Raw genomic sequence first — 21446 nt, forward strand, 5'->3', positions numbered from 1 at the left:
TGGGGGGGGGGGGCGGGGGGCCCCCGGGGGGGGGGGGGCCGGGGGGGGGGGGGGCCCGGGGGGGGGGGGGCGGGGGCCCCCCCCCCCGCCCGGGGGGGGGGGCCCCGCGGCCCCCCCCGGGGGGCCCCCCCCGGCCCCCTTCCGGCTACTCGGCCTCCGCCTGCGCCTTCGCCTCCGCTTCCTCGAAGGTCGCCGAGCGCTCCGGCCGCGCCAGCGCCACCGTCAGCTCACCGTCCGACACCTCCGCGAGGAGGGTGTCCCCCTCCTGCACGGTGCCGTCCAGCAGCAGGTTGGAGATCCGGTTGTCCAGCTCCTGCTGGATCGTCCGGCGCAGCGGCCGGGCCCCGAACTCCGGCAGGTAGCCGCGGTTCACCAGCCACTCCTTGGCCCCCTCGGTCACCTCCAGGTCGATGTCCTGGGCCCTGAGCCGGCGCCGGGAGCGGTCCAGCAGCAGGTCCACCACCTGGAGCAGGTCCTTGCGGGTGAGCGCGTGGAAGACGATCACCTCGTCGATCCGGTTGAGGAACTCCGGCCGGAACTGCCCGCGCAGGTCCCGCATCAGCTCGTCCCTGATCTCGTCGACGGCGCCCGCGTGGTCGAGGATCCGCTGCGAGCCGATGTTGCTCGTCATGATCACCACGGTGTTGCGGAAGTCGACGGTGCGGCCCTGGGCGTCCGTCAGCCGGCCGTCGTCCAGCACCTGGAGCAGCAGGTTGAAGACGTCGGGGTGGGCCTTCTCCACCTCGTCGAAGAGCAGCACGCTGTACGGCTTGCGGCGCACCGCCTCGGTCAGCTGGCCCGCCTCGTCGTAGCCGACGTAGCCGGGCGGCGAGCCGACCAGCCGGGAGACGGTGTGCTTCTCCTGGAACTCGCTCATGTCGAAGCGGATCATCCGGTCCGGGTCGCCGAACAGCAGCGCGGCCAGCGCCTTCGCCAGCTCGGTCTTGCCGACCCCGGTCGGGCCGAGGAACAGGAAGGAGCCGGTCGGCCGGTCCGGATCGCCCATCCCGGCCCGGCCCCGGCGCACCGCCTGGGCGACCGCGGTGACCGCCTGGTCCTGGCCGATCACCTTCTCGTGCAGGTGGTCCTCCAGCTTCAGCAGCCGCTCGCGCTCGGTCGCGTTCAGCTCGGCGACCGGGATCCCGGTGCGGCTGGAGAGCACCTGGGCGATGTCGTCGGCGGTGACCGCCACGACCTCCTCGCGCGACTCGGCGATCGCGGCCAGCTCGTCCTCGGTCTGGCGCAGTTCGGTCTTCAGGTTGGCGGCCCGGACGAACTCCTCGTCCGCCACCGCCTCCTCCAGCTCGCGGCGCAGCTTGGTGATCCGGTCCTGGACCGGCATCGCGACCGTGGAGCCGCTCAGGCTGCGCAGCCGCACCCGGGCGCCGGCCTGGTCCAGCAGGTCGATCGCCTTGTCCGGCAGGAAGCGGTCGCTGACGTAGCGGTCGGAGAGGGTGGCGGCCGCGTCCAGCGCCTCGTCGGTGAACCGCACCTGGTGGTGCGCCTCGTAGGCGTCGCGCAGGCCCTGGAGGATCTCGACCGTCTCCTCGACGCTCGGCTCCGGCACCAGCACCGGCTGGAAGCGGCGCTCCAGCGCGGCGTCCTTCTCGACGTGCTTGCGGTACTCGTCCAGGGTGGTCGCGCCGACCACGCTCAGCTCTCCGCGGGCCAGCGCCGGCTTGAGGATGTTGCCCGCGTCCATCGAGCCCTCGCCGCCGCCCGCGCCGACCACGGTGTGCAGCTCGTCGAGGAACAGGATCACGCTCTGCTCGGCCTCGGTGACCTCGTCGATCACGCTCTTCAGCCGCTCCTCGAACTCGCCCCGGTACTTGGAGCCGGCCACCAGCGCGGTGAGGTCCAGGGTGACGACCCGCTTCTCCTGGAGGCTCTGCGGGACGTCCCCGGAGACGATCCGCTGCGCCAGGCCCTCGACGATCGCCGTCTTGCCGACCCCCGGCTCGCCGATCAGCACCGGGTTGTTCTTGGTCCGGCGGGAGAGGATCTCGACGGTCTGCTCGATCTCCTCGGCGCGGCCGACCACCGGGTCGAGACGGCCCGCCCGGGCCTCCTCGGTGAGGTCCCGCCCGTACTCGTCGAGCGTCGGCGTCGGGCTCGGCCGGGCGCCGCCCTGGCTGCGTTCTCCGCCCACCCCCCGGCCGTCCAGCACGGTGCGCAGCGCCTCCTGCGAGGGCGCGACGTTGCGCAGCGCGGCGCCGGCGCCCGAGCGCTCCTCCTCCAGCAGCGCGCCGAGGATGTGCTCCGGCCCGATGTACGAGACCCCGGCGCCTTGCGAGCGGGCGTGCGCGGCCAGCAGCGCCCGCTTGGCGGACGGGGTGAGCGCGGGCCGCCCGTCCGGCTCCGGCGGCCCGTCCCCGGAGGGCAGCACCTTCTCCAGGTCGCCCGCCAGCCGGTCCGGGTCGATCCCGGCCCGTTCCAGCATCCGGCGCGAGGGCTCCACCCGGGCGGCCGCCCAGGCCAGGTGCGCCGTGTCGAGATCGCTGCTGCCGTCCTCGGCGGCCCGCCGGGCGGCGGTGGCGAGCAGTTCCTGGGCCGACTCGCTGAGCAGCCGCCCGATCGGCACCCGCTGCACGGCGGGCGGGGAGGCGAGCGGGCTCATTCCGAAGAACCGGCTGAGCAGATCGGAGAAGGGGTCGTTCGAACCGAACGGCGGCATGGTCACGGAAGGTCACCTCTCCCAAGCGGTTGGTGCCCACACAAACACACCCCGCAACCCCCCGCCCGTCGAACGGACGGGGCCGCGGCCGGGGCGCCGACCGGCGGCGCCGGGGCCTCGGCGGAGGCGCCCTGTTCAGCGGCGGCCGGAGTCGGCACGCTGTGGACATGACGACTCCTCGACGGATCGACGTACGGCTGGGTGACCGCTCCTACCCCGTGCACATCGGCCCCGGGGTCCGGCACCTGCTCCCCGGGATCGTGGCCGGCACCGGCGCGGCCCGGGCGGTGGTGGTGTCGGCGCGCCCGCCGGAGGAGGTGCCGGACCCCGGAGTCCCGCACCTGCTCGTCCCGGCCCAGGACGGCGAGCACCGCAAGACCCTGGCCACCGTGGAGGAGCTGTGCCGGGCCTTCGCGGGCCACGGCCTGACCCGCGGCGACGTGGTGGTCTCCTGCGGCGGCGGCACCACGACCGACACCGTCGGGCTGGCCGCGGCGCTCTACCACCGGGGGATCGCGGTGATCCACCTGCCCACCACCCTGCTGGCCCAGGTGGACGCGGCGGTCGGCGGCAAGACCGCGGTCAACCTGCCCGAGGCGAAGAACAAGGTCGGCGCCTACTGGCAGCCCCGGGCGGTGCTCTGCGACACCGACCACCTGCGCACCCTGCCGCCGGTCGAGTGGGCCAACGGCTACGGCGAGATCGCCCGCTGCCACTTCATCGGCGCCGGGGACCTCAGCGGGCTGCCGGTGCACGAGCAGATCGCCGCGAGCGTGGCGCTGAAGGCCTCGGTGGTGGCCGCCGACGAACGGGACGGCGGGCTGCGGCACATCCTCAACTACGGGCACACCCTGGGCCACGCCCTGGAACGGGCCACCGACTTCGCGCTGCGGCACGGCGAGGGCGTGGCGATCGGCACGGTGTTCGCCGGGCGGCTGGCCGGGGCGCTGGGCCGGATCGGCCCGGAGCGGGTGGCCGAGCACCTGGCGACGGTCCGCGGCTACGGGCTGCGCGAGCGGCTGCCGGCCGGGGTGCGGACGGCCGAGCTGATCGCGCTGATGCGGCAGGACAAGAAGGCCGTGGCCGGCTCCGGGCTCGCGTTCGTGCTGGACGGGCCGCGCGGCGTCGAGCTGGTGCCGGACGTCCCGGAGCCGGTGGTGGCCCGCGTCCTGGACGCGACCGAACGCGAGCCGGGCTGAGGCGCGCCGCTCAGAGCCGGCCGTGGGCGCGCAGTGTGCGCAGCGCCTCCAGGGTGACGACCGGGCGCCACTCGGCCGCCGAACCGGGCGCCCACAGCCGCCAGTTGACCGGCCAGCCGCCGTCCTCCTGCTGGAGGGCGGCCAGCCGGTCCAGGCCGACCGCGATCTCGCGCTCGGTGAACCAGGCGCGGGCCAGCGTCCGGGGGGTGCGCAGCACGTCGGTCAGGTAGTGGTACTCCCCCGGCGCGTAGCCCGGGCCGATCGGGAAGTCCTCCTCCCGGGCCGGGTCCGTCACCAGCAGCCGCTGGTCCCGGACGAGTTCGCCGAGCCGCCGGGCGGCCTTCTCGGCCCGCCCCCGGTCCGGGACGCCGTCGAGGAAGACCAGGGCGGCCTCCACCTCGTACGGGTGGGAGCGGGTCAGGCGGTCGACCACCGCCCAGCAGAACTCGGTGGCGGGCTCCAGCCACGGGTCCTCGATGCCGTTGCGGTGCAGCAGCCCGGCCACCACCCCGGTGGCCATCAGGCTGCCCGGCGGGTCCCGCCGCACCGCGAGGACGGCCGAGGACGGGTAGCCGGCGATGCCCGGGTGCAGGGTGGGCAGGCCCCCGTCGGGTGCGGTCAGGCTCGGCAGGTGGGCGCGCAGCCGGGCGGTCCGCGCGGCGTCGCACCGCCCGATCTCGGTCAGCACCTGGAGCGCGGCGGCGGCCGCCAGCGGCTGCGAGGCCGGGCCGCGCACGTCCGGCTCCAGGGCGTACGCGTAGCCGCCGTCCGGCCGGGCGTAGGCGGCCAGCGCGGTCTCCACGGCCTCGGCCGGGCCGCCGAGGAAGTGGTGGGCGAAGCGGTGCTGCTCCAGCGGGCGGGCGGAGAGCCAGACGAACCATTCGGCACGGTCGAGGACGGTGCGCACGCGGGGCCTCCCGAAGGGCGGTGCAGAAAGAGGATTGACGGCACGTCAGCCGGCGGGCGGGCACACGATACCAGCCGGACTACAGAGAAAACGGACATCTCGCCGCAGGCGCCCTGGCGTGCCCGACGGCGGCCGGGTCAGAGTGGACCGGCACATCCGAGCAGTCCGACGACGGAGGGTACACGTCGCATGAGGCGCAGGATTCTGGGCGGCACCGGCATATCGGTCAGTGAATTCGCCCTCGGGGCCATGATGTTCGGCTCCTGGGGCAACACCGACGCCGAGGAGGGCGTCCGGACGATCCGGCTCGCCCTGGACGCGGGCATCAACCTGGTCGACACCGCGGACATCTACGGCGCCGGCGGGTCCGAACGGATCGTCGGACGGGCGATCCGCGGCCGCCGGGACGACGTCGTCCTGGCCACCAAGTTCCACAGTCCGATGGGGCCGGACGCCAACCAGCAGGGAAATTCCCGGCGTTGGATCGTCAAGGCGCTGGAGGGATCGCTGCGCCGGCTCGGCACCGACCACGTCGACCTCTACCAGGTGCACCGGATCGACCCCGACACGGACATCGACGAGACGCTCTCCGCGCTCTCCGACCTGGTCCGGGCCGGCAAGGTCCGCGCGATCGGCACCTCCAACTTCCCCGCCGACCAGCTGGTCGAGGCCCAGTGGGCCGCCGAGCGGCGCGGCCATGTGCGGTTCCGCAGCGAGCAGCCGCAGTACTCGGTGCTCGCCCGCGCCGTGGAGACCCACGTCCTGCCCACCGCGCAGCGGCACGGCGTCGGGGTGCTGCCCTGGGGCCCGCTCGGCGCGGGCTGGCTGACCGGCCGGGAGATCCGCCCCGGCGTCGGCCGGGCCGTCCTGGAGCAGCGCAAGTTCGACCTGTCGGTGCCGGAGAACGCCGTCAAGGCGCAGGCGGTGACCGAGCTGCGCAAGGTCGCCGCCGACGCCGGGCTGTCGCTGACCCACCTCGCGCTGGCGTTCGTCAACGCGCACCCGGCCGTCACCTCCGTCCTCCTCGGCCCGCGCACACCCGGGCAGCTGACCGACCTGCTGGGCGCGGCCGGGGTGGATCTCGACGACGAGGTGCTCGACCGGATCGACGCGATCGTGCCGCCCGGGGTCGACCTCAACCGGGCCGACCACCACTGGGTGCCCCGGGTGCTGACCGACGCCTCGCTGCGCCGCCGCCCGCTCCCCCGCGGCCGGGTGACGGCATGACCGCCCGCGTCCCGCTCTCCGAGCGCACCAAGGAGCTGCTGGAGGGGCCGGTGTTCGCGGTGGTCTCCACCCTGCGGCCGGACGGCACCGCGCACCAGTCCGTCGTCTGGATCGGCCACGACGGCACCGACCTGCTCTTCGGGATCGAGCGCGGCAGCCGCAAGGAGCGCAATCTGCGGCGCGACCCGCGGGTCTCGATCCTGCTGCACCCGGCCGACGCGCCGTACACCTACGTGGCGGCGCGCGGGGTGGCCGGCTTCGAACCGGTGGCGCGGCACGAGGGTCTGATGGACGCGCTGTCCCACCGGTACACCGGGAAGTCGCACGCCGACTTCCTGGGCGACCTGCTGCCCCCCGACGAGGACCTGCTGGTCGTCCGGGTCGCGGTGGAGTACCTGCTGGACCGCTGAACGGGAGCCGGGCCCCGGGGGAACGCCCCCGGGGCCCGGCACCGCCCCGACCGCTCAGCGCGGCAGGGTCACCATCGGCAGGTCCCCCATCCCGACCAGGGCGCGCGGCTTGGGGTGGACCGGCGTGTCCGAGGTCGGCCGCAGCCGCCACTTCGCCGCGATGGTCGCGAGGGCCAGGGTGGTCTCCACCATCGCGTAGTCGTCGCCGATGCACTTGCGGCTGCCCGCGCCGAACGGGATCATCGCGCCGCGCGGCACCTCGCCGACCCGCTCGGGCGACCAGCGGTCCGGGTCGAAGCGCTCCGGGTCCGGGAACAGCTCGCCGTTGCGGTGCAGCGCGTACGAGCTGTAGAAGATCACCGAGCCGACCGGCAGCCGGACGCCGCCGAGTTCGGTGTCGGCGGTGACCACCCGGGTGACCAGCCACCCCGGCGGGTAGAGCCGGAGCACCTCGGTGACCACCTGGCGGGTGTAGTCCAGGCCGTCCCGGCCGTGCGCGTCGACCCCGCCCGAGGCGACCCAGGCGTCCGCCTCCTCCTGCAGCCGGCGCTCGCTGTCGGGGTTCTGCCCGAGCAGTTGCAGCGCCCAGGCCAGGGCGGTCGCGGTGGTCTCGGTGGACGCGGTGAGGAAGTTCATCACCTGGTCGTGGATCTCCTGGTCGGACAGCCCCAGGCCGTCCTCGTCGCGGGCCGCGAGCAGCCCGGACAGCAGGTCGCCGTGGTCCTCCGCGGAGCCCCGGTAGTCGCGGATGATCGAGTCGATCAGCTCCCGCAGGTCGGCCAGCGCGGCGTCGAAGCGGCGCTGTTCGGGCGCGGGCAGCCGGTACACCAGGCCGACCGGGGCGACCATCCGCTTGTACATGCCCTTGAGCACGATCGGCAGGCCGCGCAGGATCCGGTCGACGTGGTCCGTGCCGATCTCGGTGGAGAGCAGCACCCGCGCGCCGATCCGCGCGGTGACGGCGTGCATCCGGTCGTTGGCCTCGATGGTCCCGCCGGGGCGCCAGTTCGCCGTCTCGGCCGCCATCTCCTCGCGCATCACCCGGGGGTAGGTGCCGATCCGCTCCCGGCGGAAGGACGGCTGGACCAGCAGCCGCTGGCGCCGGTGGTCGGCGTAGGGGCAGTTGCCGAGGCTGTTGCCCATCAGCAGCTTGGTCTTCTCGTAGAACGGCCCGCCGCGGTCGAAGGTCCGCGGGTCCTTGAGCACCTGGGCGACCAGGTCGGGGTGGCAGACCATGTGGACGGTGCGGCGGCCCATCTTCAGCTCGACCACGTCGCCCTCGTGGGGCAGCGAGGTGAGGAACTCCAGCGGGCGGCGGCGCAGCGGCACCAGGTGCCCCAGCAGCGGCAGCCCGCCCGGCGCGGTGGCCGTCCGCCAGTCCGCGGCGGCGGAGCCCGGTCCGGCCCCGGTCGTCAGTGCCATCGTCAGCGACTCCCTTCGCGGGCGGCGGCGTCGTCCGGCTTGCGGACGGTGACCACCGCGTAGCCGAGTTCGGTGATCGCGCCGAACCGGGCGAGGTCCTCCACCATGTAGCGGAACTCCTCCTCGGAGACGTGGGCGCGCAGTTTCTCCCCGTTGCGGGCGAGGTTGTGCCCGACCACCTGGTAGGACGGGCGGACGTGCTCGCCGATGTCGGTGAAGTCGACGACCTCCAGGCCGGCGGCCCGCACGCAGGCCTCGTACTCCTCCTGGGTGAGCATCGGGCCCTGCTGGTAGTTCTTGATGGCCCCGGCGACCAGGGCCCGGTGGTCCTCGCTCTCCAGCGGGCGCAGCAGGACGAAGTCGGTGACCACCAGCAGGCCGCCCGGCCGCAGCACCCGGGCGAGTCCGGCGAAGGCCTCGGTGCGGGACTGCGCGTGGCAGATCGACTCGATCGCGAGGGCCGCGTCGAAGGAGGCGTCCGGGAAGCCGAGCGCCATCATGTCGTGGACCTCGAAGTCCAGCGCGCCGTCCAGGCCCAGGGCCGCGGCCAGCGCGGCGGACTGCCGCACCTGGTACGGGCTGAGCGTGATGCCGGTGAGGTGCACGCCGTGCCGGGCGGCGATCCGGGCGGTGGCCTTGCCGTTGCCGGAGCCGACGTCCAGGACGCGCTGCCCGGGGGCCAGGCGCAGCCGGTCGGCGACGAAGTCGGTCAGCCGGTCGGCGGCCTGCTCGACGGCGTCCGGGTCGACCGGGTCGTCCCAGTAGCCGCCGTGCAGGTAACCGCCCATGGCCTCGGACAGGGCGTCGTTCACCCGGTCGTAGAAGGTGCCGAGGTCGTCCTCGGCGCCGGGGGATCCGGTCATCGCCGGCTCACTTCCCGTTCCGGGTGGCGACCACCAGCAGGTGGCCGAACTCGGCGACGTCGATCATGTCGTGCGGGTCGAACTGCTCGACCAGATCGGCGCCGTGCGCCTCGGAGAGCGCGTCGGCGGAGCCGCCGATCCGGGCCGAGAGCTCGACGAAGGTGCGGCGCAGGGTGGGGTCGCTGATGTCGGTCAGCTCCTCGAAGCGGAAGCCGGCCCGGCGGAGCATCGGCGGGTAGTCCTCGGCCTGGATCATCGTCATGAGGAACTCCCGCAGGTAGCGGTCGACGGCGGCCCGGCCGGAGTCGGGGATCGGCGCGCGCTCGAAGAAGTCGGTGAGCACCAGCCGTCCGCCCGGGCGCAGCACCCGCGCGACCTGCCCCAGCACATGGGCGCGGTCCGGCATGTGGATGATCGACTCCAGCGCGATCACCGCGTCGAAGGAGTCCTCGGCGAACGGCAGGTCCATCGCGTCGGCGTGCTCGAAGCGGGCCCGGTCGGCCAGGCCGAGGGAGGCGGACAGGGCGTTGGCCCGCTCGACCTGGCGGCCGCTCACCGAGATGCCGGTGACCTGCGCGCCGGTGCGGCGGGCGATCCGGGTGCCGGGGGCGCCGGTGCCGCAGCCGAGGTCGAGGACCCGGGCGCCGTGGCCGATGGCCAGCCGGTCGGTCATCAGGTCGGTCAGCCGGTCGGTCGCCTCGGCGAGCGGGACGGTGCTGTCCGGGGTGTCCCAGTAGCCGAAGTGCAGGCTCTCGCCCAGGGTGGCGCTGCCCAGGTCGGTGTAGCGGTCGTAGAGCCGGCCCACCTCGACCGGATCGGGGAGGAACGGGTACGCGGGCTGCTGTGCCATCGGGCGCCTTCCTGGCTGGGGCCGGCCGCGGGCCGGGACGGGGAGAGCGGGGCGGGAGCGGGGCTCGGGGCGTCGGTCAGACGAGTCCGAGGTCCTGGTAGACGGCGTCGGCGATCCGGACGATTCGTTCGCGGTGGCGCTCGTGCTCGACCTTGCCGTTCAGGTGGACGGCCACCACCAGGTCGGCGTCCGGGTCGGCGAAGGCGACGGCGGTCCACAGGCCGTCGTGGCCGAAGGACCGCGGCGAGGCGTGGGTGCCGAAGCTGGTGTAGGCCGGGTCGAGGGTGCGGCATTCGAGCCGCAGGCCGAAGCCCCAGTCGGCGTTGCCGTAGCGGTCGTGCAGTCCGGTGCGGTGGCGGGCGGTCAGCGCGGCCACCGTGGTGGGCGCCAGGATCCTGCCGCCGGCGGCGGCGCCGTCGGCCAGCAGCATCTCCAGCAGCAGGCCGAGGTCGGCGAGCGGGCCGCGGGTGTTGACCCCGGGCACGCAGCGGGTGGTGGCGCCGCGGGTGGACCAGAACCAGGTGGGCTGCGGGGTGTCGCCGAGGTTGCTGACGTGGATCAGCGGCAGCCGGTCGCCGTACGCGTCGTAGTCCTCCGGGGAGAGGTGGACCCTGGTGCGGTCCATCCCGCAGGGGCGCAGGATCTCCTGCTCGACGTACGCCGGGTAGTCGCGGCCGTCGATCGCGGGCAGCAGCCCGGCCAGCACGTACCAGGCCCACCACTGGCTGTAGTTGATGCCGGGTCCGGCCTGGCGCGGGCCGACGGCGGCGGCGTAGGCGCGGCGGCTGCGCTCCTCGTCGGGGCCGGTGACCACGCCGTGCAGCGGGTCGGCTCCGGTGGGCACCGGGCCGGTGTGGGTGAGCAGTTCCATCGAGGTGATGGCCGACTTGCCCGCGGCGCCGAACTCCGGCAGGTAGTGGGCGACCGGCAGGTAGGGGTCGAAGTCGCCGGCCTCCCAGAGCCGGCCGAGGGCGACCGAGAGCAGCGGTTTGGCGCAGCAGTACCAGAGCGGCGCCGAGCCGGCCGACATGGCGACCCCGGGGCGGGCCAGTCCGAGTCCGACGTCGGCCAGCGGACGGCCGTGCAGCGAGGCGTAGAACTGGGCGCCGGGGGTGGAGGTGCCGACCTCGCGGCGCAGCTCCCGCAGGGTGCGCGGCAGGTTCGCGTCGGCCCGTTCGAGCGCCTCGGTGTCGGCCGGGGCGGGGGCGGCGGCGGGCGGGACGGGCTCCGCGCCGGTGGCGCGGACGGCGCCGGGCGGCGGCTCCGCGGTGCCGGAGCGCAGCGCGGCGGCGTGGCCGGAGCGGTCGCGCTCCAGGGCGGCGTCGACGAAGAACAGCAGGCTGAAGTTGCCGAGCACGGTGACGTCGCCGCGCTCCAGGATCCCGGCGCGGTCCGGGGCCGGACCGAGCAGCAGGGTGTAGGCGGCGGCGTACGGCAGGTCGATCAGCAGGCCCGGCGGGTCCCCGGCGGCGGGGGTGACCGCGAGCCGGCCGCCGGCCAGGTCGACCAGGACGTCGGCGGCCGCGGCGGTGCCGGGCGGCGGGTCGGTGACCCGCAGGCGCAGGCCGACGGTGCTGCGCGGGGCGGGGTCGGGGGCGGCGAGCCGGCCGGCGGTGCCGGCCAGCCAGTCCGCGGAGAGGAAGGCGGGAGCGGACGGCACCGGCTCACCCCTCGCCGACGGGGACGGCGGCGGACGCGGGGACCGGCGCGGGCGCGGGCGGGCCGGGCACCGCGGGGGCGACCTCCGCGGCGAACCGGCGCAGGCCGACCGTGTCGGGGTAGTCGCGGAACCAGAGCAGGAACTCCCCCACCCCGGCCTCGGTGTACCGGGTGGCCCGCTCGACCAGCTGCTCCGGCGTCCCGTACAGGCTGCGCCGGGCCAGCAGGTCCGGGTGGTGGCTCCAGAACACCACGACGTGCGGGGTGGAGAGCCAGCGGTCGCGCGCCACCCGGTCCTCGAAGACCCGGCTCTCGGCGGCCAGCGCGTGCCGCACCCCGGCGGGGTCCAGCCCGAGCCGCTCGCGGCGGCGGCCGTACTCCGGGATCGCGGCGGCCAGGTCGCCGGGCTCGCCCTGCCACTGGACGACGGCGCACTCGCGCACGGCGGCCTCGGGCAGCCGGGCGGCGGCCCCGGGCACGGCGGCGTCCACCCGGACGGCCAGCGGGAGCCGGGGCTGGGCGGGGACCGGCACCGCGTGCGCCCCGGCGAGCGGGACGGCGGGGCCGGGCGCGTCGGTGCGGGCGCCGGACCACAGGGCGCGCAGCGCCGCGATGGTCTCGGCGAGCACGTCCCCCGCGCGGTCGGAGTCGGGGGCGGCGGCCGCGGCGGTCAGCGCCGAGCCGGGCACGGTGCCGGCCGCGACGTGCTCGGGCAGCGCCCCCGCGGTGGTCAGGCCGAGCGAGAGCCGGCCGCCGGAGATGATGTCGGCGCCGGCCGCCTGCTTGGCGAGCACCACCGCGTTGCGGTGCGGCGGGGCCGCGGCGAGCAGGCCGAGGTCGATGCCGGGCACGGTCGCCGCGAGCGCGCCGAGGGCCGTCCACGCCTCGACCACCGGCTGCGGCTCGCGGCGCGGCAGGGTGTCGGTGCGGTCCTCCAGCCAGAACGCGTGGTAGCCGCAGTCCCGGGCCAGCGCGGCGGTGTCGGCGACGGTCCGCCAGGCCTCGGCGCCGCCCAGGCCGGCCAGTTCCAGGCCGGCGCCCTGCGGGGCCGCGACGCTCCAGCGCGGCCCGCCGGCCGCCCCGGCGCTCACCGCTCGCCCCCGGGCACCAGGGCCAGCAGTTCGGCGGGCTTGGCGAGGACGAAGTCCGGCCGCTCGCCGAGGAGTTGGTCGGCGTCGGTCTCGCCCCACAGGGCGGCCGCGGTGGCCGTCCCGGCGGCCCGGCCGCTCTGGATGTCGATCACCGCGTCGCCCACCATGACGGCGTCCGCGGGATCGGAGCCGATCCGGCGCAGGCCCTCGCGGACGATGTCGGGAGCCGGCTTGGGCCGGTCCACCTCGTCGCTGCCGACCACCGCGTCCAGCAGCGGCAGCAGGCCCACCACGTCCAGCACGGCGCGTGCCCGGTCGCCGGACTTGCCGGTGGCGATCGCGGTGCGGACCCCGCACTCGCGCAGCCGCGCGAGCACCATCGGCACGTCGGGGTAGACCTGGACCTCGCGGATCAGTCGGTGACTGGCCTCGACGAAGGGCCGCTCCATCGCCCCGGGCAGGCCCATCAGCCGCATGATGTCGGGGAAGTAGCGCCCCTGGTGGGTGCGGTACTCCTCGAACGGCGGCTCGCCGTCGCCGACCACCTCGCGGTAGGCGACGGCGAACGCCTGCCGCATCACGCCGAAGCTGTCGATGAGCACGCCGTCCAGGTCGAAGACCACTGTGGGGAACGCGTGGTTCGCCGTCATCTGCTCCCGCTTCCTGGGTGGTTGGGCCGCGCGGACCGGACGGGCGGAGTGCGCGGCGGCGTCGGTGCGGCAGGCGGTGCGCGGCGCCGTCAGGCCGCGGCGAGGACGTCCGCGAAGACCTCGGCGAGCCGGTCGAGGACGGCGGTGTCGGCGAGCAGCACCCGGTGGTGCAGCCAGAGGCAGTCGGTGCCGACCTCCTCGGACACCGGGCAGCGCTTGGCGATCTCGTCGACATCGCCGATGGCCGGGCCCTCGAAGTAGCCGGCGGTGCGGTAGACCGGCGGGAAGGCCACGAAGGCCGGGATGCCGTGCGCGATCAGCGCGTCCACCACGGCGAGCCGGCGCTCGGCGGTGATGCCGGGCAGGCGGACCATCGCCATGTAGTGGGAGTTGCGGTCGCAGCGCTCGTCGCGGCCCTGCGGGACGACGCCGGGGAGCTGCGCGAGCAGCGCGTCCAGGTGCCGCGAGCGCTCCTCGCGCAGCGCCACCTGGGCCTCCAGCCGGGTGAGCTGGCCGCGCAGCACGGTGGCGGAGAACTCGTTCATGCGGAAGTTGGAGCCCTGGGTGAGGTGGGCGTAGAGCCGGTCGCCAGGCGGGCGGCCGCAGCCGTGCCGCAGGTAGGCGTCGCGGTGGGTCTCGTCGTCCGGCAGCAGGACGGCCCCGCCCTCGCCGGCCGTCATGAGCTTGCCGTTCTGGAAGCTGAAGGCGGCGATGCTGCCGAACTCGCCGACCCGGCGGCCGCGCCAGCGGGCCGAGTGGGCGTGCGCCGCGTCCTGGAGGATCGCCACGCCGGCGGTCTCGGCGAGGTCCGCCAGGGCGTCCATGTCGGCGAACTGGCCCGCCATGTGGACCGGCATCACCGCCTTGGTGCGCGGGGTGACCAGCCGGGCGGCGGCCTCGACGTCGATGCAGTAGGTGTCGGGGCGGATGTCGCAGGGCACCGGCACGGCGCCGACGCGCTGGACGGCCATCGAGGAGGCGATGAAGGTGAAGGCCGGGACGATCACCTCGTCGCCCGGGCCGACGCCGAGCACCGACAGGGCCAGCTCCAGCGCATGGGTGCCGTTGGTGGTGGCGATGGCCCGGTGGGCGCCGTGCAGCTCGGCGAACTCCCGCTCGAAGCTGTCGACTTCACTGCCCCCGTTGCGCCACCAGCCCTCCTGCTCCAGGACGCGCAGCAGTCCTTCGCGCTCCTCGGCGCCGTGCTGCGGCCAGGCGGGGAAGGTCAGGGACGGCTGGACCGGAATCGATGACATGGATCAGGGCCTCTCGGTCGTGTGCGGCATGGGGGCAGGCCGCCGCACCCGGGGCGGGCCTGCTGCAACCGGTCGAACCGTCGGGCGCAGCCGCGGGGCACGGGATGTGGCGAGACCCGCCGGACTGCCGCTCGGACGTGGGCGTGGCCGCCGGTCGGGAACCTGGGACCGGCCTGCCTCGGGCGTACTGCTCCGTGGAAAAACGGCCGGCAGGGAGGGGCGGAAATACCGTTCGCTCAGCCACGCAAATCATGTCCAGCTGGGCCCGAACACGTCAACACCGTGTCCGCGCCCGGGTCGGGGCGTCTTCGGCACCGTCGGTTTCGCGCCACTCCCGGACGCGGTGACGTACGACCGGAACGCCGCTGCACAGATAGCGTCCGCACTCCGGTCGCCGCCGCTCGTTCCGGCCGTGGGGAGCGTGGTAAATGGCCAGAAGCACATGCCCGGCGTACAAAAGTCGGTCCCGCACAGTGGTACGCCGCCGGGAAATGAACCATGCTCAGGAGCGCGCCGTTCCGCACGTCCCGTCCGGCCCCGGCGGCCCCGCCCGCCAGATCACCGGGCCCACGCACGGGAATTTCCGATCATTTCCGATCACCCGGATCACCCGGATCACCAAAGGCCGAGCACTCGCACGCCTCGGCGATCTTCGGTGATTCGGTGATCGTTCCTGCCGTCCGCCGTCCCCGAAAGGAATACCCGCCCGTGGAAGAGATCAAGGCCCGACTGCGCAAAGTCCTCGTGGACTCGCTCGAACTCTCCATCGCCCCCTCCGAGATCCCGGACCGCGGACTCGTCGAGGCGCTCGGGCTCGATTCGATCAACACCATCGAGTTCCTGATCTGGGTGGAGAGCGAATTCGGCGTCGAGATCGCCGACGAGGACCTCTCGATCAAGCTGATCGACGACCTCGACCTGCTCGCGGAGTACGTCCACGGCCGGACGGCCGGTGCCGGCACCGGCTCCGGCGCCCCGACCGCCTGATCCCGGGAAGGCGGCAGACATGGCAGAGCGCGCCCTCGCCATCGGGCTCGACGGCATGCCCCGCACCCTGCTCGCCGAGCTCGCCGCCGACGGGGTCATGCCCCGCCTCGGCGCCCTGCTCGCCGAGGGGTACTGCGCCCCGCTGCGCGCCCCCGTCCCGGAGATCAGCTCCACCTCCTGGGCCACCTTCCTGACCGGGACCAACCCCGCCCGGCACGGCATCTTCGGCTTCACCGACCTCGTCCCCGACGAGGGCTACCGGATCTGCTTCCCCAACCTCCTGCACCTGCGCGAACCCGCCCTCTGGGCCCTCGCCTCCGTGGCCGGCCGGCGCACCGTCTGCCTCAACGTGCCGGGCACCTACCCCGCCCCCGCGGTCGACGGCGTGGTGGTCTCCGGCTTCGTCGCCCCGCGGATCGAGAACGCCGTCACCCCCGACCGCCTGCTGCCCGAACTGCGGCGCTTCAACTACGAACTGGACGTCGAGGTCGGCGACGTCGCGGGCGACCCGCCGGGCTTCCTGGCCCGCGCCGAACGCGCCCTGCGGGCCCGCACCGAGGCCATGGTGCACGTCCTCACCCAGGAGCCCTGGGACCTCGGCATCGCCGTCCTCACCGAGACCGACCGGGTCCACCACTTCCTCTGGCGGGCCGTCGCCGACCCCACCGATCCGCTGCACGGCGCGATCCTCGACTTCTACCGGCTGGTCGACGAGTGCGCCGGCCGGCTCGCCGACGTCTGCCGCCCCGAGGACGAGCTGTTCCTGGTCAGCGACCACGGATTCGGCCCCGTCGACCGGCAGTTCTACCTCAACGCCTGGCTCCGGGAGGCCGGCCACCTCGCCGGCACGGACACCACCGGCCGGCTCGAAGACCTCGACGGCCGCAGCCAGGCCTTCGCCCTCGACCCGGCCCGGATCTACCTCCACCGCAAGCACCGCTTCCCCCGCGGCGGCCTCACCGACAGCGAGGCCGACGCGCTCGCCGAGGAGATCGCCGACGAACTGCTGCGGCTGCGCGGCGACGGCACCCGGGTCGGCACCGACGTGGACGGCCCGCTGCTGGTCTCCGCCGTCCACCGGCCCGCCGAGCTGTACCACGGCCCGCTGCTCGACCACGCCGCCGACCTGCTCGCGCTGCCCGCCCCCGGGGTCCAGCTGCGCGGCGCCTTCGGCGGCGCGGCGCCGCTGCGCACCGACACGCTCACCGGCACCCACACCCGCGAGAACGCGCTGTTCTACCGCCGCGGCGCCACCCCACCGCCCGCCACGCCGGACGGGCCGGCCTCGCTGGACATGCTCGACGTCGCCCCGACCCTGCTCGCCGCCGTCGGCGTCCACCCGCTCGGCCTCGACGGCACGGTCGCCCTCGGCGCGGGCGGCGGGAGCGGCCGGTGAGCGGACTCCTGCTGCTCAACGGCCCCAACCTCGGCACCCTCGGCACCCGGCAGCCGGAGATCTACGGCACCACGACACTCGCCGAGATCGAGGCCGCCGTCGCCGAGGAGGCCGCCGTCCGCGGCTGGAAGGTCGTCTCCGCCCAGCACAACGGCGAGGGCGAGCTGATCGACGCCCTCCAGCGGCACGGCGACGTCGCCGGCGCCGTGGTCAACCCGGGCGCCCTGATGATCGCCGGCTGGGGGCTGCGCGACGCGCTCGCGGACTTCGCCCCGCCGTGGATCGAGGTCCACCTGTCCAACGTCTGGGCGCGCGAGAGCTTCCGCCACAGCTCGGTGACGGCCCCGCTGGCCTCCGGCGTGGTGATGGGCATGGGCGCGCTCGGCTACCGGATCGCCGCCCGCTCGCTCGCCCTGCTGGTGCCCGACGACCGCCCCTGAGCCCATCGCCCGGGCCTGTCCCCGAGCCCCATCGTCCGGGCCCCATCACCCCGAGGAAGGACCCAGATGCCACACCCCGGCCGGGTGGCCGTGATCGGACTCGACTCGGCGACCCCGCAGTTGCTGTTCGACCGGTTCGCCGACGACATGCCCGTGCTCACCGCCCTGCGCCGGCGCTCCCTGTGGGGCCCGATGCGCAGCGTCGACCCGCCCATCACCATGCCCGCCTGGTCCTGCATGATGTCCGGCCGCACCCCGGGCGAGCTGGGCGTCTACGGCTTCCGCGACCGCGCCGCGCACGACTACGGACCGCTGGCCTTCGCCACCTCGCACAGCATCAAGGCACCGCGGATCTGGGACGAGATGACCGCGGCCGGCCGCGACAGCGTCGTGCTCGGGGTCCCCGGGACGTACCCGACCACCCCGATCCGGGGCGCCATGGTGTCCTGCTTCCTCGCGCCGTCGACGAAGGCCCAGTACACCTCTCCCCCGGACCTCCGCGACGAGATCGAGAAGCTCACCGGCGGCTACGCGCTGGACGTGGAGAACTTCCGCTCGCCCGAACTCGCCCGGGTCTCCCAGCAGATCTTCGACCTGAGCGAGCAGCGCTTCCAGGTCGCCCGGCACCTGGCCACCACCCGGGACTGGGAGTTCCTGTCCTTCGTCGACATGGGGCCGGACCGGCTGCACCACGGCTTCTGGAAGTACTGCGACCCGGAGCACCCCCGGCACGAGCCCGGCAACCCGTACGTGAACCTCTTCCGCGACTACTACCGGGCGCTGGACCGGCACATCGGCGAGTTCCTGGCCTGCCTGCCGGAGAACACCACCGTCCTGGTGGTCTCCGACCACGGCGCCCAGCCGATGGTCGGCGGGCTGTTCATCAACGAGTGGCTGCGCCGGGAGGGCCTGCTCGTGCTCGCCGAGGAGCCGGCCGGGCCCACCCCGATGAGCAAGGCGAAGGTGGACTGGAAGCGCACCACCGCCTGGGCCGAGGGCGGCTACTACGGCCGGATCTTCCTCAACGTCGAGGGCCGCGAACCGCACGGCACGGTGCCCGCCCGGGAGTACCAGGACACCCTGGACCGGATCGCCACCGCGCTGGAGCAGCTCCCCGACGACACCGGCCGGCCGATGGGCACCCGGGCGCTGCGGCCCGACCAGCTCTACCCGGAGGTCAACGGCATCGCCCCGGACCTGCTGGTCTACGTGGGCAATCTGCGGTGGCGGGCGCTCGCCACGCTGGGCATGGGCCAGGGGCTGTACACCACGGAGAACGACACCGGCCCGGACCACGCCAACCACGGGGACACCGGGGTCTTCCTGCTGGACTCCCCCGGTATCACCCCGGGCCGGGCGGAGGGCCTGTCCCTCTACGACGTCGCGCCCACGCTGCGCGAGCTGCTCGGCCTCCCCGGCGGCCGGCTGCCGCGCTGAGCACGGCACGCCCTGGGGGCCCGGCGGACCGGTCAGGTCCCGCCGGGCCCCGCGTCACTCCCCGTCGGCGGTGCGCCGGGCCAGCAGGAGGGCGCCGTGCAGGGACGCCCGGGCCCCGCAGCGGGCCCGGCGGACGGCCGGCGGGGCGACCCCGGGCCGGGCCAGCCGGCGGGCCTCCCGCCGCACCCGCGCGACCAGCCCCGGCACCCCGTGCCCGAACCCGCCGCCCAGCCGCACCTCGGCGCACTGCAGCAGCTCGCCGAGGTTGACCACCGCGACCGCCAGCGCGGCCGCGGTCTCCTCCAGCGGTCCGACCGCCCAGGCCCGGCCCTGCGCCAGTCCGGCCCGGAACTCCGCGGCGCCGACCGGCCCGCCGCCCCGGGCCGCGGCGGCCCGGGCCAGCGTCGCCGGCCCGGAGGCCACCGCCTGGAGGCAGCCGGAGCGCCCGCAGACGCAGCCGGCGCCGCCGGGGTCGACCACCAGGTGGCCGATCTCGGCGGCGCCGCCGTACGGGCCGGTGTGCAGCCGGCCGCCGAGCACCAGGCCGCCGCCGACGCCCGTCCCCAGGCCCAGGTAGGCGAGGTCGCGGACGCCGCCGCGGTCGGCCTCGGCGAGCGCGGCGAGGTTGCCGTCGTCCTCGTACCGGACCGGGACGCCCGGCAGGATCCGCTCAAGCACCGCGTCCAGCCGCAGCCCGGCCCAGGAGGGCCGGGAGGGCCAGGTGGTGAGCCGGCCGTCCCGGACGGTGGCCGGCAGGGCCAGGCCGGCCGCGCGGACGCCGCCGGGGCCCTCCGGCCCGGTGATCCGGGCGACCGCCGCGGCGAGCGCCGCCAGATCGGCCTCCCGGTCCGCCTCCCGGCCGCCGGTCCGGCCGGTCCGGCGGGGCCAGTCGAAGCGGGCGTGCACCGGTCCGCGGAGGCCCGGGCGCTCCAGGACCAGGGCGGTCTTGGTGCCGCCGATGTCGATCCCCAGCAGTGTCACGGACCGGGCCTCCCCGAGGAGTTCGGTGACCTTACGGAGTCCTACAGCACGCTGTAGAGGTCGACGGCGTTGCCGTCGGGGTCGAGGACGATCGCGTAGTGCTGGCCCCAGACGGCGTCCCAGGGCTCCTTGTGGCCCACGTAGCCGGCGTCCACCAGCTCCTGGAACTTGGCGTCGACGCCCGCCGCGTCCGGGAACTCGAAGGCGACCGCGAAGCGGTTGCTGCCGGTCGGCGCCTGCCACTCCTCGTCGAAGCTGTGGATGGTCTCGACCGGGTCCCAGGCCAGCCTCAGGCCGCCGGGCAGGACCACCTCGACGTGCGGGGCGGTGTCCGCCTCGGCCGGGATGTCGAGCCCGAGGCGGCGGTAGAACGCCAGGGACTTGGCCAGGTCGTCGGCGACGATCGCGAACAGGGTCAGCTTCGGGACTGCCATGAGCAGTGCTCTCTCTCGGTCGGTTGTCGTGCGCGGGGGGGGTGCGTCCGGGCCGGGCTCAGCCGCGCTGCAGCGTGAGCCGGTCGCGGGCCGCCTTGGGCATGCCGGCGACCACGCGGTCCCAGGAGTGCTCCACCATCTCCTGCACCTCGGGGGCCGGGACGGTGGAGTCGAGGACGACCGTGTTCCAGTGGCGCTTGTTGACGTGGTACCCGGGCCCCACGGCCGGGTACTGGTCGCGCAGGTGGAGCGCGAGGTCCGGTTCGCACTTGAGGGTGACCTGGGCCGACTGGTCCGGCGTCTCGTCCTGGAGAATGGCGAAAACCTTGCCCTCCACCTTGAACACCGTCGCGCCGGGGCCGAACGCCTCGTCGTCGGTGGTGCCCGGCAGTTCCAGGGCGAAGTCGGACAGCTCTTGCGGAGTCATTGCCCCATCCTTCCGTCGTCCTCAGAGAGTTGGGGCCCCAGTGGCACCAGGGGACGGGTCCAGCCTAGGCCGTGCGCGGAGTCCGCACGGCCACGACACAGGGCGCGGCGGGGAGATGTCCGAAATCAGTCCGTCGTTCCGCGCGAGCCGGTCGGCCGGTTCATCCGGCGCCCGCCCCGTCCGCCCCCGGGTCCGCGTCCAGCCGCTCGGTGGGGATCGACACCTGGGACCAGATCCCGGCGTGGCTGACCACCTTGGTGAACCGGTCGGACAGCCGGTGGAACAGCGCCCCGGGCCGGCCGTCCGGCGGGACGTCCCGGGCGTCCAGGCCGCCCCAGTCGTTCATCGCCCGGACCAGCAGCGGGTCCACCGGCACCCACACCCCGTCGACCAGGAACTCCGCCCAGCAGTGCGGGGTGGAGTACGGCTGGGCCACCAGCAGGCCGAAGGAGAAGCGCGTCCGCAGCCCGCGCCGCTCCCCCTCGGACACCAGCCAGGCGGCCGCCCCTCCGCAGTCCGCCATCCTGGTGCGCCACATGAACTCCTGGTCCCAGCGCACCGCCTCGGGCAGCAGGAAGAACCCGATGTCCCCGACCTCGTGCAGCAACTCCCGGACCTTGGTCGGCAGTTCAGGCCACTCGCGGACCGGGCGGACGACCAGCCCGGCCAGCCTGGCGTCCACCGGCCCGCCCTCGGCCGCCCGCCGTCCCCCGGCGGTGAGCACCCCGTACCCGCAGGGTCCGGGGTGCCCGGGCAGCGGGCAGTTCGCCACCACCTCCAGCCGGTAGGCGGGGGCGGCCGTCGCCAGCGCCCTGGCCCAGGAGCGCATGGACCGGCTCTGCACCGAGACCAGGCCCAGGTGCAGGGCGGCGTTGCCGAGGTCGTACCCGTCGTGGAGCCGGTCCTCGCCCTCGCCGACGTACGGGACGCCGGCGGCGGTGAGGGCGGCGAGCAGCTCCGGGCGGATCCCGTGCTGGCGGCGGGCGCCGGTCGCGGTGACGGCGAAGCGCCGCTGCAGGTCGGGCATCTGCCGCAGGCGCCGGACGAGCGCGTCGAGCGCGGCGGGTTCCGGCACCTGCGGCCGGCGGGCCGGGCTGCCGACGGTGGTCGCCATCGGGGGTTCCTCCGGGTCGTTG

Annotated in this window: 20 protein-coding genes; 7 read left to right on the forward strand and 13 right to left on the reverse strand. The window is 74.9% G+C overall.

Annotated elements, in window-relative coordinates:
- Window positions 1-145: 145 nt before the first annotated feature.
- Window positions 146-2674 carry an ATP-dependent Clp protease ATP-binding subunit gene (locus ACFC0B_RS36370; RefSeq protein ID WP_376096301.1) on the reverse strand — a complete coding sequence of 843 codons (2529 nt, stop codon included), beginning with the start codon at window positions 2672-2674 and terminating at the stop codon, window positions 146-148.
- A 167-nt stretch (window positions 2675-2841) separates the two neighbouring features.
- Here ACFC0B_RS36370 and ACFC0B_RS36375 point away from each other — a divergent pair, with 167 nt between their 5' ends.
- Window positions 2842-3873, forward strand: a complete 1032-nt coding sequence (locus tag ACFC0B_RS36375; RefSeq protein WP_376096212.1) for a 3-dehydroquinate synthase family protein — start codon at window positions 2842-2844, stop codon at window positions 3871-3873.
- 10 nt (window positions 3874-3883) lie between these two features.
- On the opposite strand, the gene ACFC0B_RS36380 is transcribed toward ACFC0B_RS36375, so the two are convergent.
- Window positions 3884-4780: a hypothetical protein gene (locus tag ACFC0B_RS36380; protein ID WP_376096215.1), complete on the reverse strand. Its 897-nt coding sequence runs from the start codon at window positions 4778-4780 to the stop codon at window positions 3884-3886.
- Window positions 4781-4969: 189 nt separating this feature from the next.
- Here ACFC0B_RS36380 and ACFC0B_RS36385 point away from each other — a divergent pair, with 189 nt between their 5' ends.
- Entirely contained in the window at window positions 4970-6007 is a 1038-nt protein-coding gene (locus tag ACFC0B_RS36385; RefSeq protein ID WP_376096218.1) for an aldo/keto reductase, read from the forward strand.
- Window positions 6004-6417, forward strand: a complete 414-nt coding sequence (locus ACFC0B_RS36390) for a PPOX class F420-dependent oxidoreductase (RefSeq protein WP_376096221.1) — start codon at window positions 6004-6006, stop codon at window positions 6415-6417. Before ACFC0B_RS36385 ends, ACFC0B_RS36390 begins: the two co-directional genes overlap by 4 nt.
- Window positions 6418-6471: 54 nt before the next feature.
- Here the strand turns inward: ACFC0B_RS36390 and ACFC0B_RS36395 are convergent, their stop codons facing one another.
- The 7 genes from ACFC0B_RS36395 to ACFC0B_RS36425 all read right to left on the reverse strand — a co-directional run bounded on the left by ACFC0B_RS36395 (window position 6472) and on the right by ACFC0B_RS36425 (window position 14208).
- A complete protein-coding gene (locus ACFC0B_RS36395; RefSeq protein ID WP_376096224.1) occupies window positions 6472-7839 on the reverse strand; it encodes a cytochrome P450 in 1368 nt (455 codons plus the stop codon).
- A 2-nt stretch (window positions 7840-7841) separates the two neighbouring features.
- The gene (locus ACFC0B_RS36400) at window positions 7842-8702 is read right to left on the reverse strand and encodes an SAM-dependent methyltransferase (protein ID WP_376096227.1); all 861 of its coding nucleotides are present in this window, start codon (window positions 8700-8702) and stop codon (window positions 7842-7844) included.
- 7 nt (window positions 8703-8709) lie between these two features.
- The gene (locus tag ACFC0B_RS36405) at window positions 8710-9552 is read right to left on the reverse strand and encodes a methyltransferase domain-containing protein (RefSeq protein WP_376096230.1); all 843 of its coding nucleotides are present in this window, start codon (window positions 9550-9552) and stop codon (window positions 8710-8712) included.
- 76 nt (window positions 9553-9628) lie between these two features.
- Complete coding sequence (locus ACFC0B_RS36410) at window positions 9629-11212, reverse strand: serine hydrolase domain-containing protein (RefSeq protein WP_376096233.1); 1584 nt, start codon at window positions 11210-11212, stop codon at window positions 9629-9631.
- A 4-nt stretch (window positions 11213-11216) separates the two neighbouring features.
- Window positions 11217-12302, reverse strand: coding sequence for an LLM class flavin-dependent oxidoreductase (locus ACFC0B_RS36415; RefSeq protein ID WP_376096236.1), 1086 nt, complete (start codon window positions 12300-12302; stop codon window positions 11217-11219).
- On the reverse strand, window positions 12299-12952 hold the full coding sequence (locus ACFC0B_RS36420; RefSeq protein WP_376096239.1) for an HAD-IA family hydrolase: 654 nt from the start codon (window positions 12950-12952) through the stop codon (window positions 12299-12301). The genes ACFC0B_RS36415 and ACFC0B_RS36420 overlap by 4 nt, the downstream gene beginning before the upstream one ends.
- An 89-nt stretch (window positions 12953-13041) precedes the next feature.
- On the reverse strand, window positions 13042-14208 hold the full coding sequence (locus ACFC0B_RS36425; protein ID WP_376096241.1) for an aminotransferase class I/II-fold pyridoxal phosphate-dependent enzyme: 1167 nt from the start codon (window positions 14206-14208) through the stop codon (window positions 13042-13044).
- A 708-nt stretch (window positions 14209-14916) separates the two neighbouring features.
- Between ACFC0B_RS36425 and ACFC0B_RS36430 the strand changes: the two genes are divergently transcribed.
- The 4 genes from ACFC0B_RS36430 (at window position 14917) to ACFC0B_RS36445 (ending at window position 18468) form a co-directional block, all read left to right on the forward strand.
- Window positions 14917-15195 carry a phosphopantetheine-binding protein gene (locus ACFC0B_RS36430; RefSeq protein WP_376096244.1) on the forward strand — a complete coding sequence of 93 codons (279 nt, stop codon included), beginning with the start codon at window positions 14917-14919 and terminating at the stop codon, window positions 15193-15195.
- Window positions 15196-15214: 19 nt separating this feature from the next.
- Window positions 15215-16591: an alkaline phosphatase family protein gene (locus tag ACFC0B_RS36435; protein WP_376096247.1), complete on the forward strand. Its 1377-nt coding sequence runs from the start codon at window positions 15215-15217 to the stop codon at window positions 16589-16591.
- Complete coding sequence (locus tag ACFC0B_RS36440; protein ID WP_376096250.1) at window positions 16588-17031, forward strand: type II 3-dehydroquinate dehydratase; 444 nt, start codon at window positions 16588-16590, stop codon at window positions 17029-17031. The genes ACFC0B_RS36435 and ACFC0B_RS36440 overlap by 4 nt, the downstream gene beginning before the upstream one ends.
- A 66-nt stretch (window positions 17032-17097) precedes the next feature.
- Window positions 17098-18468: an alkaline phosphatase family protein gene (locus ACFC0B_RS36445; RefSeq protein WP_376096253.1), complete on the forward strand. Its 1371-nt coding sequence runs from the start codon at window positions 17098-17100 to the stop codon at window positions 18466-18468.
- A 54-nt stretch (window positions 18469-18522) separates the two neighbouring features.
- Here ACFC0B_RS36445 and ACFC0B_RS36450 read toward each other — a convergent pair whose 3' ends face one another.
- The 4 genes from ACFC0B_RS36450 to ACFC0B_RS36465 all read right to left on the reverse strand — a co-directional run bounded on the left by ACFC0B_RS36450 (window position 18523) and on the right by ACFC0B_RS36465 (window position 21424).
- Window positions 18523-19449 carry an ROK family protein gene (locus tag ACFC0B_RS36450; protein ID WP_376096256.1) on the reverse strand — a complete coding sequence of 309 codons (927 nt, stop codon included), beginning with the start codon at window positions 19447-19449 and terminating at the stop codon, window positions 18523-18525.
- A gap of 41 nt (window positions 19450-19490) precedes the next feature.
- Complete coding sequence (locus tag ACFC0B_RS36455; RefSeq protein WP_376096259.1) at window positions 19491-19883, reverse strand: VOC family protein; 393 nt, start codon at window positions 19881-19883, stop codon at window positions 19491-19493.
- Window positions 19884-19941: 58 nt separating this feature from the next.
- Window positions 19942-20310: an MmcQ/YjbR family DNA-binding protein gene (locus tag ACFC0B_RS36460; protein WP_376096262.1), complete on the reverse strand. Its 369-nt coding sequence runs from the start codon at window positions 20308-20310 to the stop codon at window positions 19942-19944.
- 160 nt (window positions 20311-20470) lie between these two features.
- Window positions 20471-21424 (reverse strand): transglutaminase domain-containing protein, encoded by a 954-nt coding sequence (locus ACFC0B_RS36465; RefSeq protein WP_376096265.1) that lies wholly within the window; start codon window positions 21422-21424, stop codon window positions 20471-20473.
- Between the last annotated feature and the right edge of the window lie 22 nt (window positions 21425-21446).

Origin of the sequence: Kitasatospora sp. NPDC056184, assembly GCF_042268405.1 — a bacterium.
In the GTDB taxonomy this organism is placed as follows: domain Bacteria; phylum Actinomycetota; class Actinomycetes; order Streptomycetales; family Streptomycetaceae; genus Kitasatospora.

Excerpts from the sequence above, each read along its gene's own strand:
- ACFC0B_RS36435 (WP_376096247.1), top strand. The coding sequence starts at position 15,215 with ATGGCAGAGCGCGCCCTCGCCATCGGGCTCGACGGCATGCCCCGCACC.
- ACFC0B_RS36370 (WP_376096301.1), bottom strand. The coding sequence starts at position 2,674 with ATGCCGCCGTTCGGTTCGAACGACCCCTTCTCCGATCTGCTCAGCCGG.
- ACFC0B_RS36405 (WP_376096230.1), bottom strand. The coding sequence starts at position 9,552 with ATGGCACAGCAGCCCGCGTACCCGTTCCTCCCCGATCCGGTCGAGGTG.
- ACFC0B_RS36420 (WP_376096239.1), bottom strand. The coding sequence starts at position 12,952 with ATGACGGCGAACCACGCGTTCCCCACAGTGGTCTTCGACCTGGACGGC.
- ACFC0B_RS36375 (WP_376096212.1), top strand. The coding sequence starts at position 2,842 with ATGACGACTCCTCGACGGATCGACGTACGGCTGGGTGACCGCTCCTAC.
- ACFC0B_RS36425 (WP_376096241.1), bottom strand. The coding sequence starts at position 14,208 with ATGTCATCGATTCCGGTCCAGCCGTCCCTGACCTTCCCCGCCTGGCCG.
- ACFC0B_RS36390 (WP_376096221.1), top strand. The coding sequence starts at position 6,004 with ATGACCGCCCGCGTCCCGCTCTCCGAGCGCACCAAGGAGCTGCTGGAG.
- ACFC0B_RS36455 (WP_376096259.1), bottom strand. The coding sequence starts at position 19,883 with ATGGCAGTCCCGAAGCTGACCCTGTTCGCGATCGTCGCCGACGACCTG.
- ACFC0B_RS36395 (WP_376096224.1), bottom strand. The coding sequence starts at position 7,839 with ATGGCACTGACGACCGGGGCCGGACCGGGCTCCGCCGCCGCGGACTGG.
- ACFC0B_RS36385 (WP_376096218.1), top strand. The coding sequence starts at position 4,970 with ATGAGGCGCAGGATTCTGGGCGGCACCGGCATATCGGTCAGTGAATTC.
- ACFC0B_RS36445 (WP_376096253.1), top strand. The coding sequence starts at position 17,098 with ATGCCACACCCCGGCCGGGTGGCCGTGATCGGACTCGACTCGGCGACC.
- ACFC0B_RS36400 (WP_376096227.1), bottom strand. The coding sequence starts at position 8,702 with ATGACCGGATCCCCCGGCGCCGAGGACGACCTCGGCACCTTCTACGAC.
- ACFC0B_RS36465 (WP_376096265.1), bottom strand. The coding sequence starts at position 21,424 with ATGGCGACCACCGTCGGCAGCCCGGCCCGCCGGCCGCAGGTGCCGGAA.
- ACFC0B_RS36460 (WP_376096262.1), bottom strand. The coding sequence starts at position 20,310 with ATGACTCCGCAAGAGCTGTCCGACTTCGCCCTGGAACTGCCGGGCACC.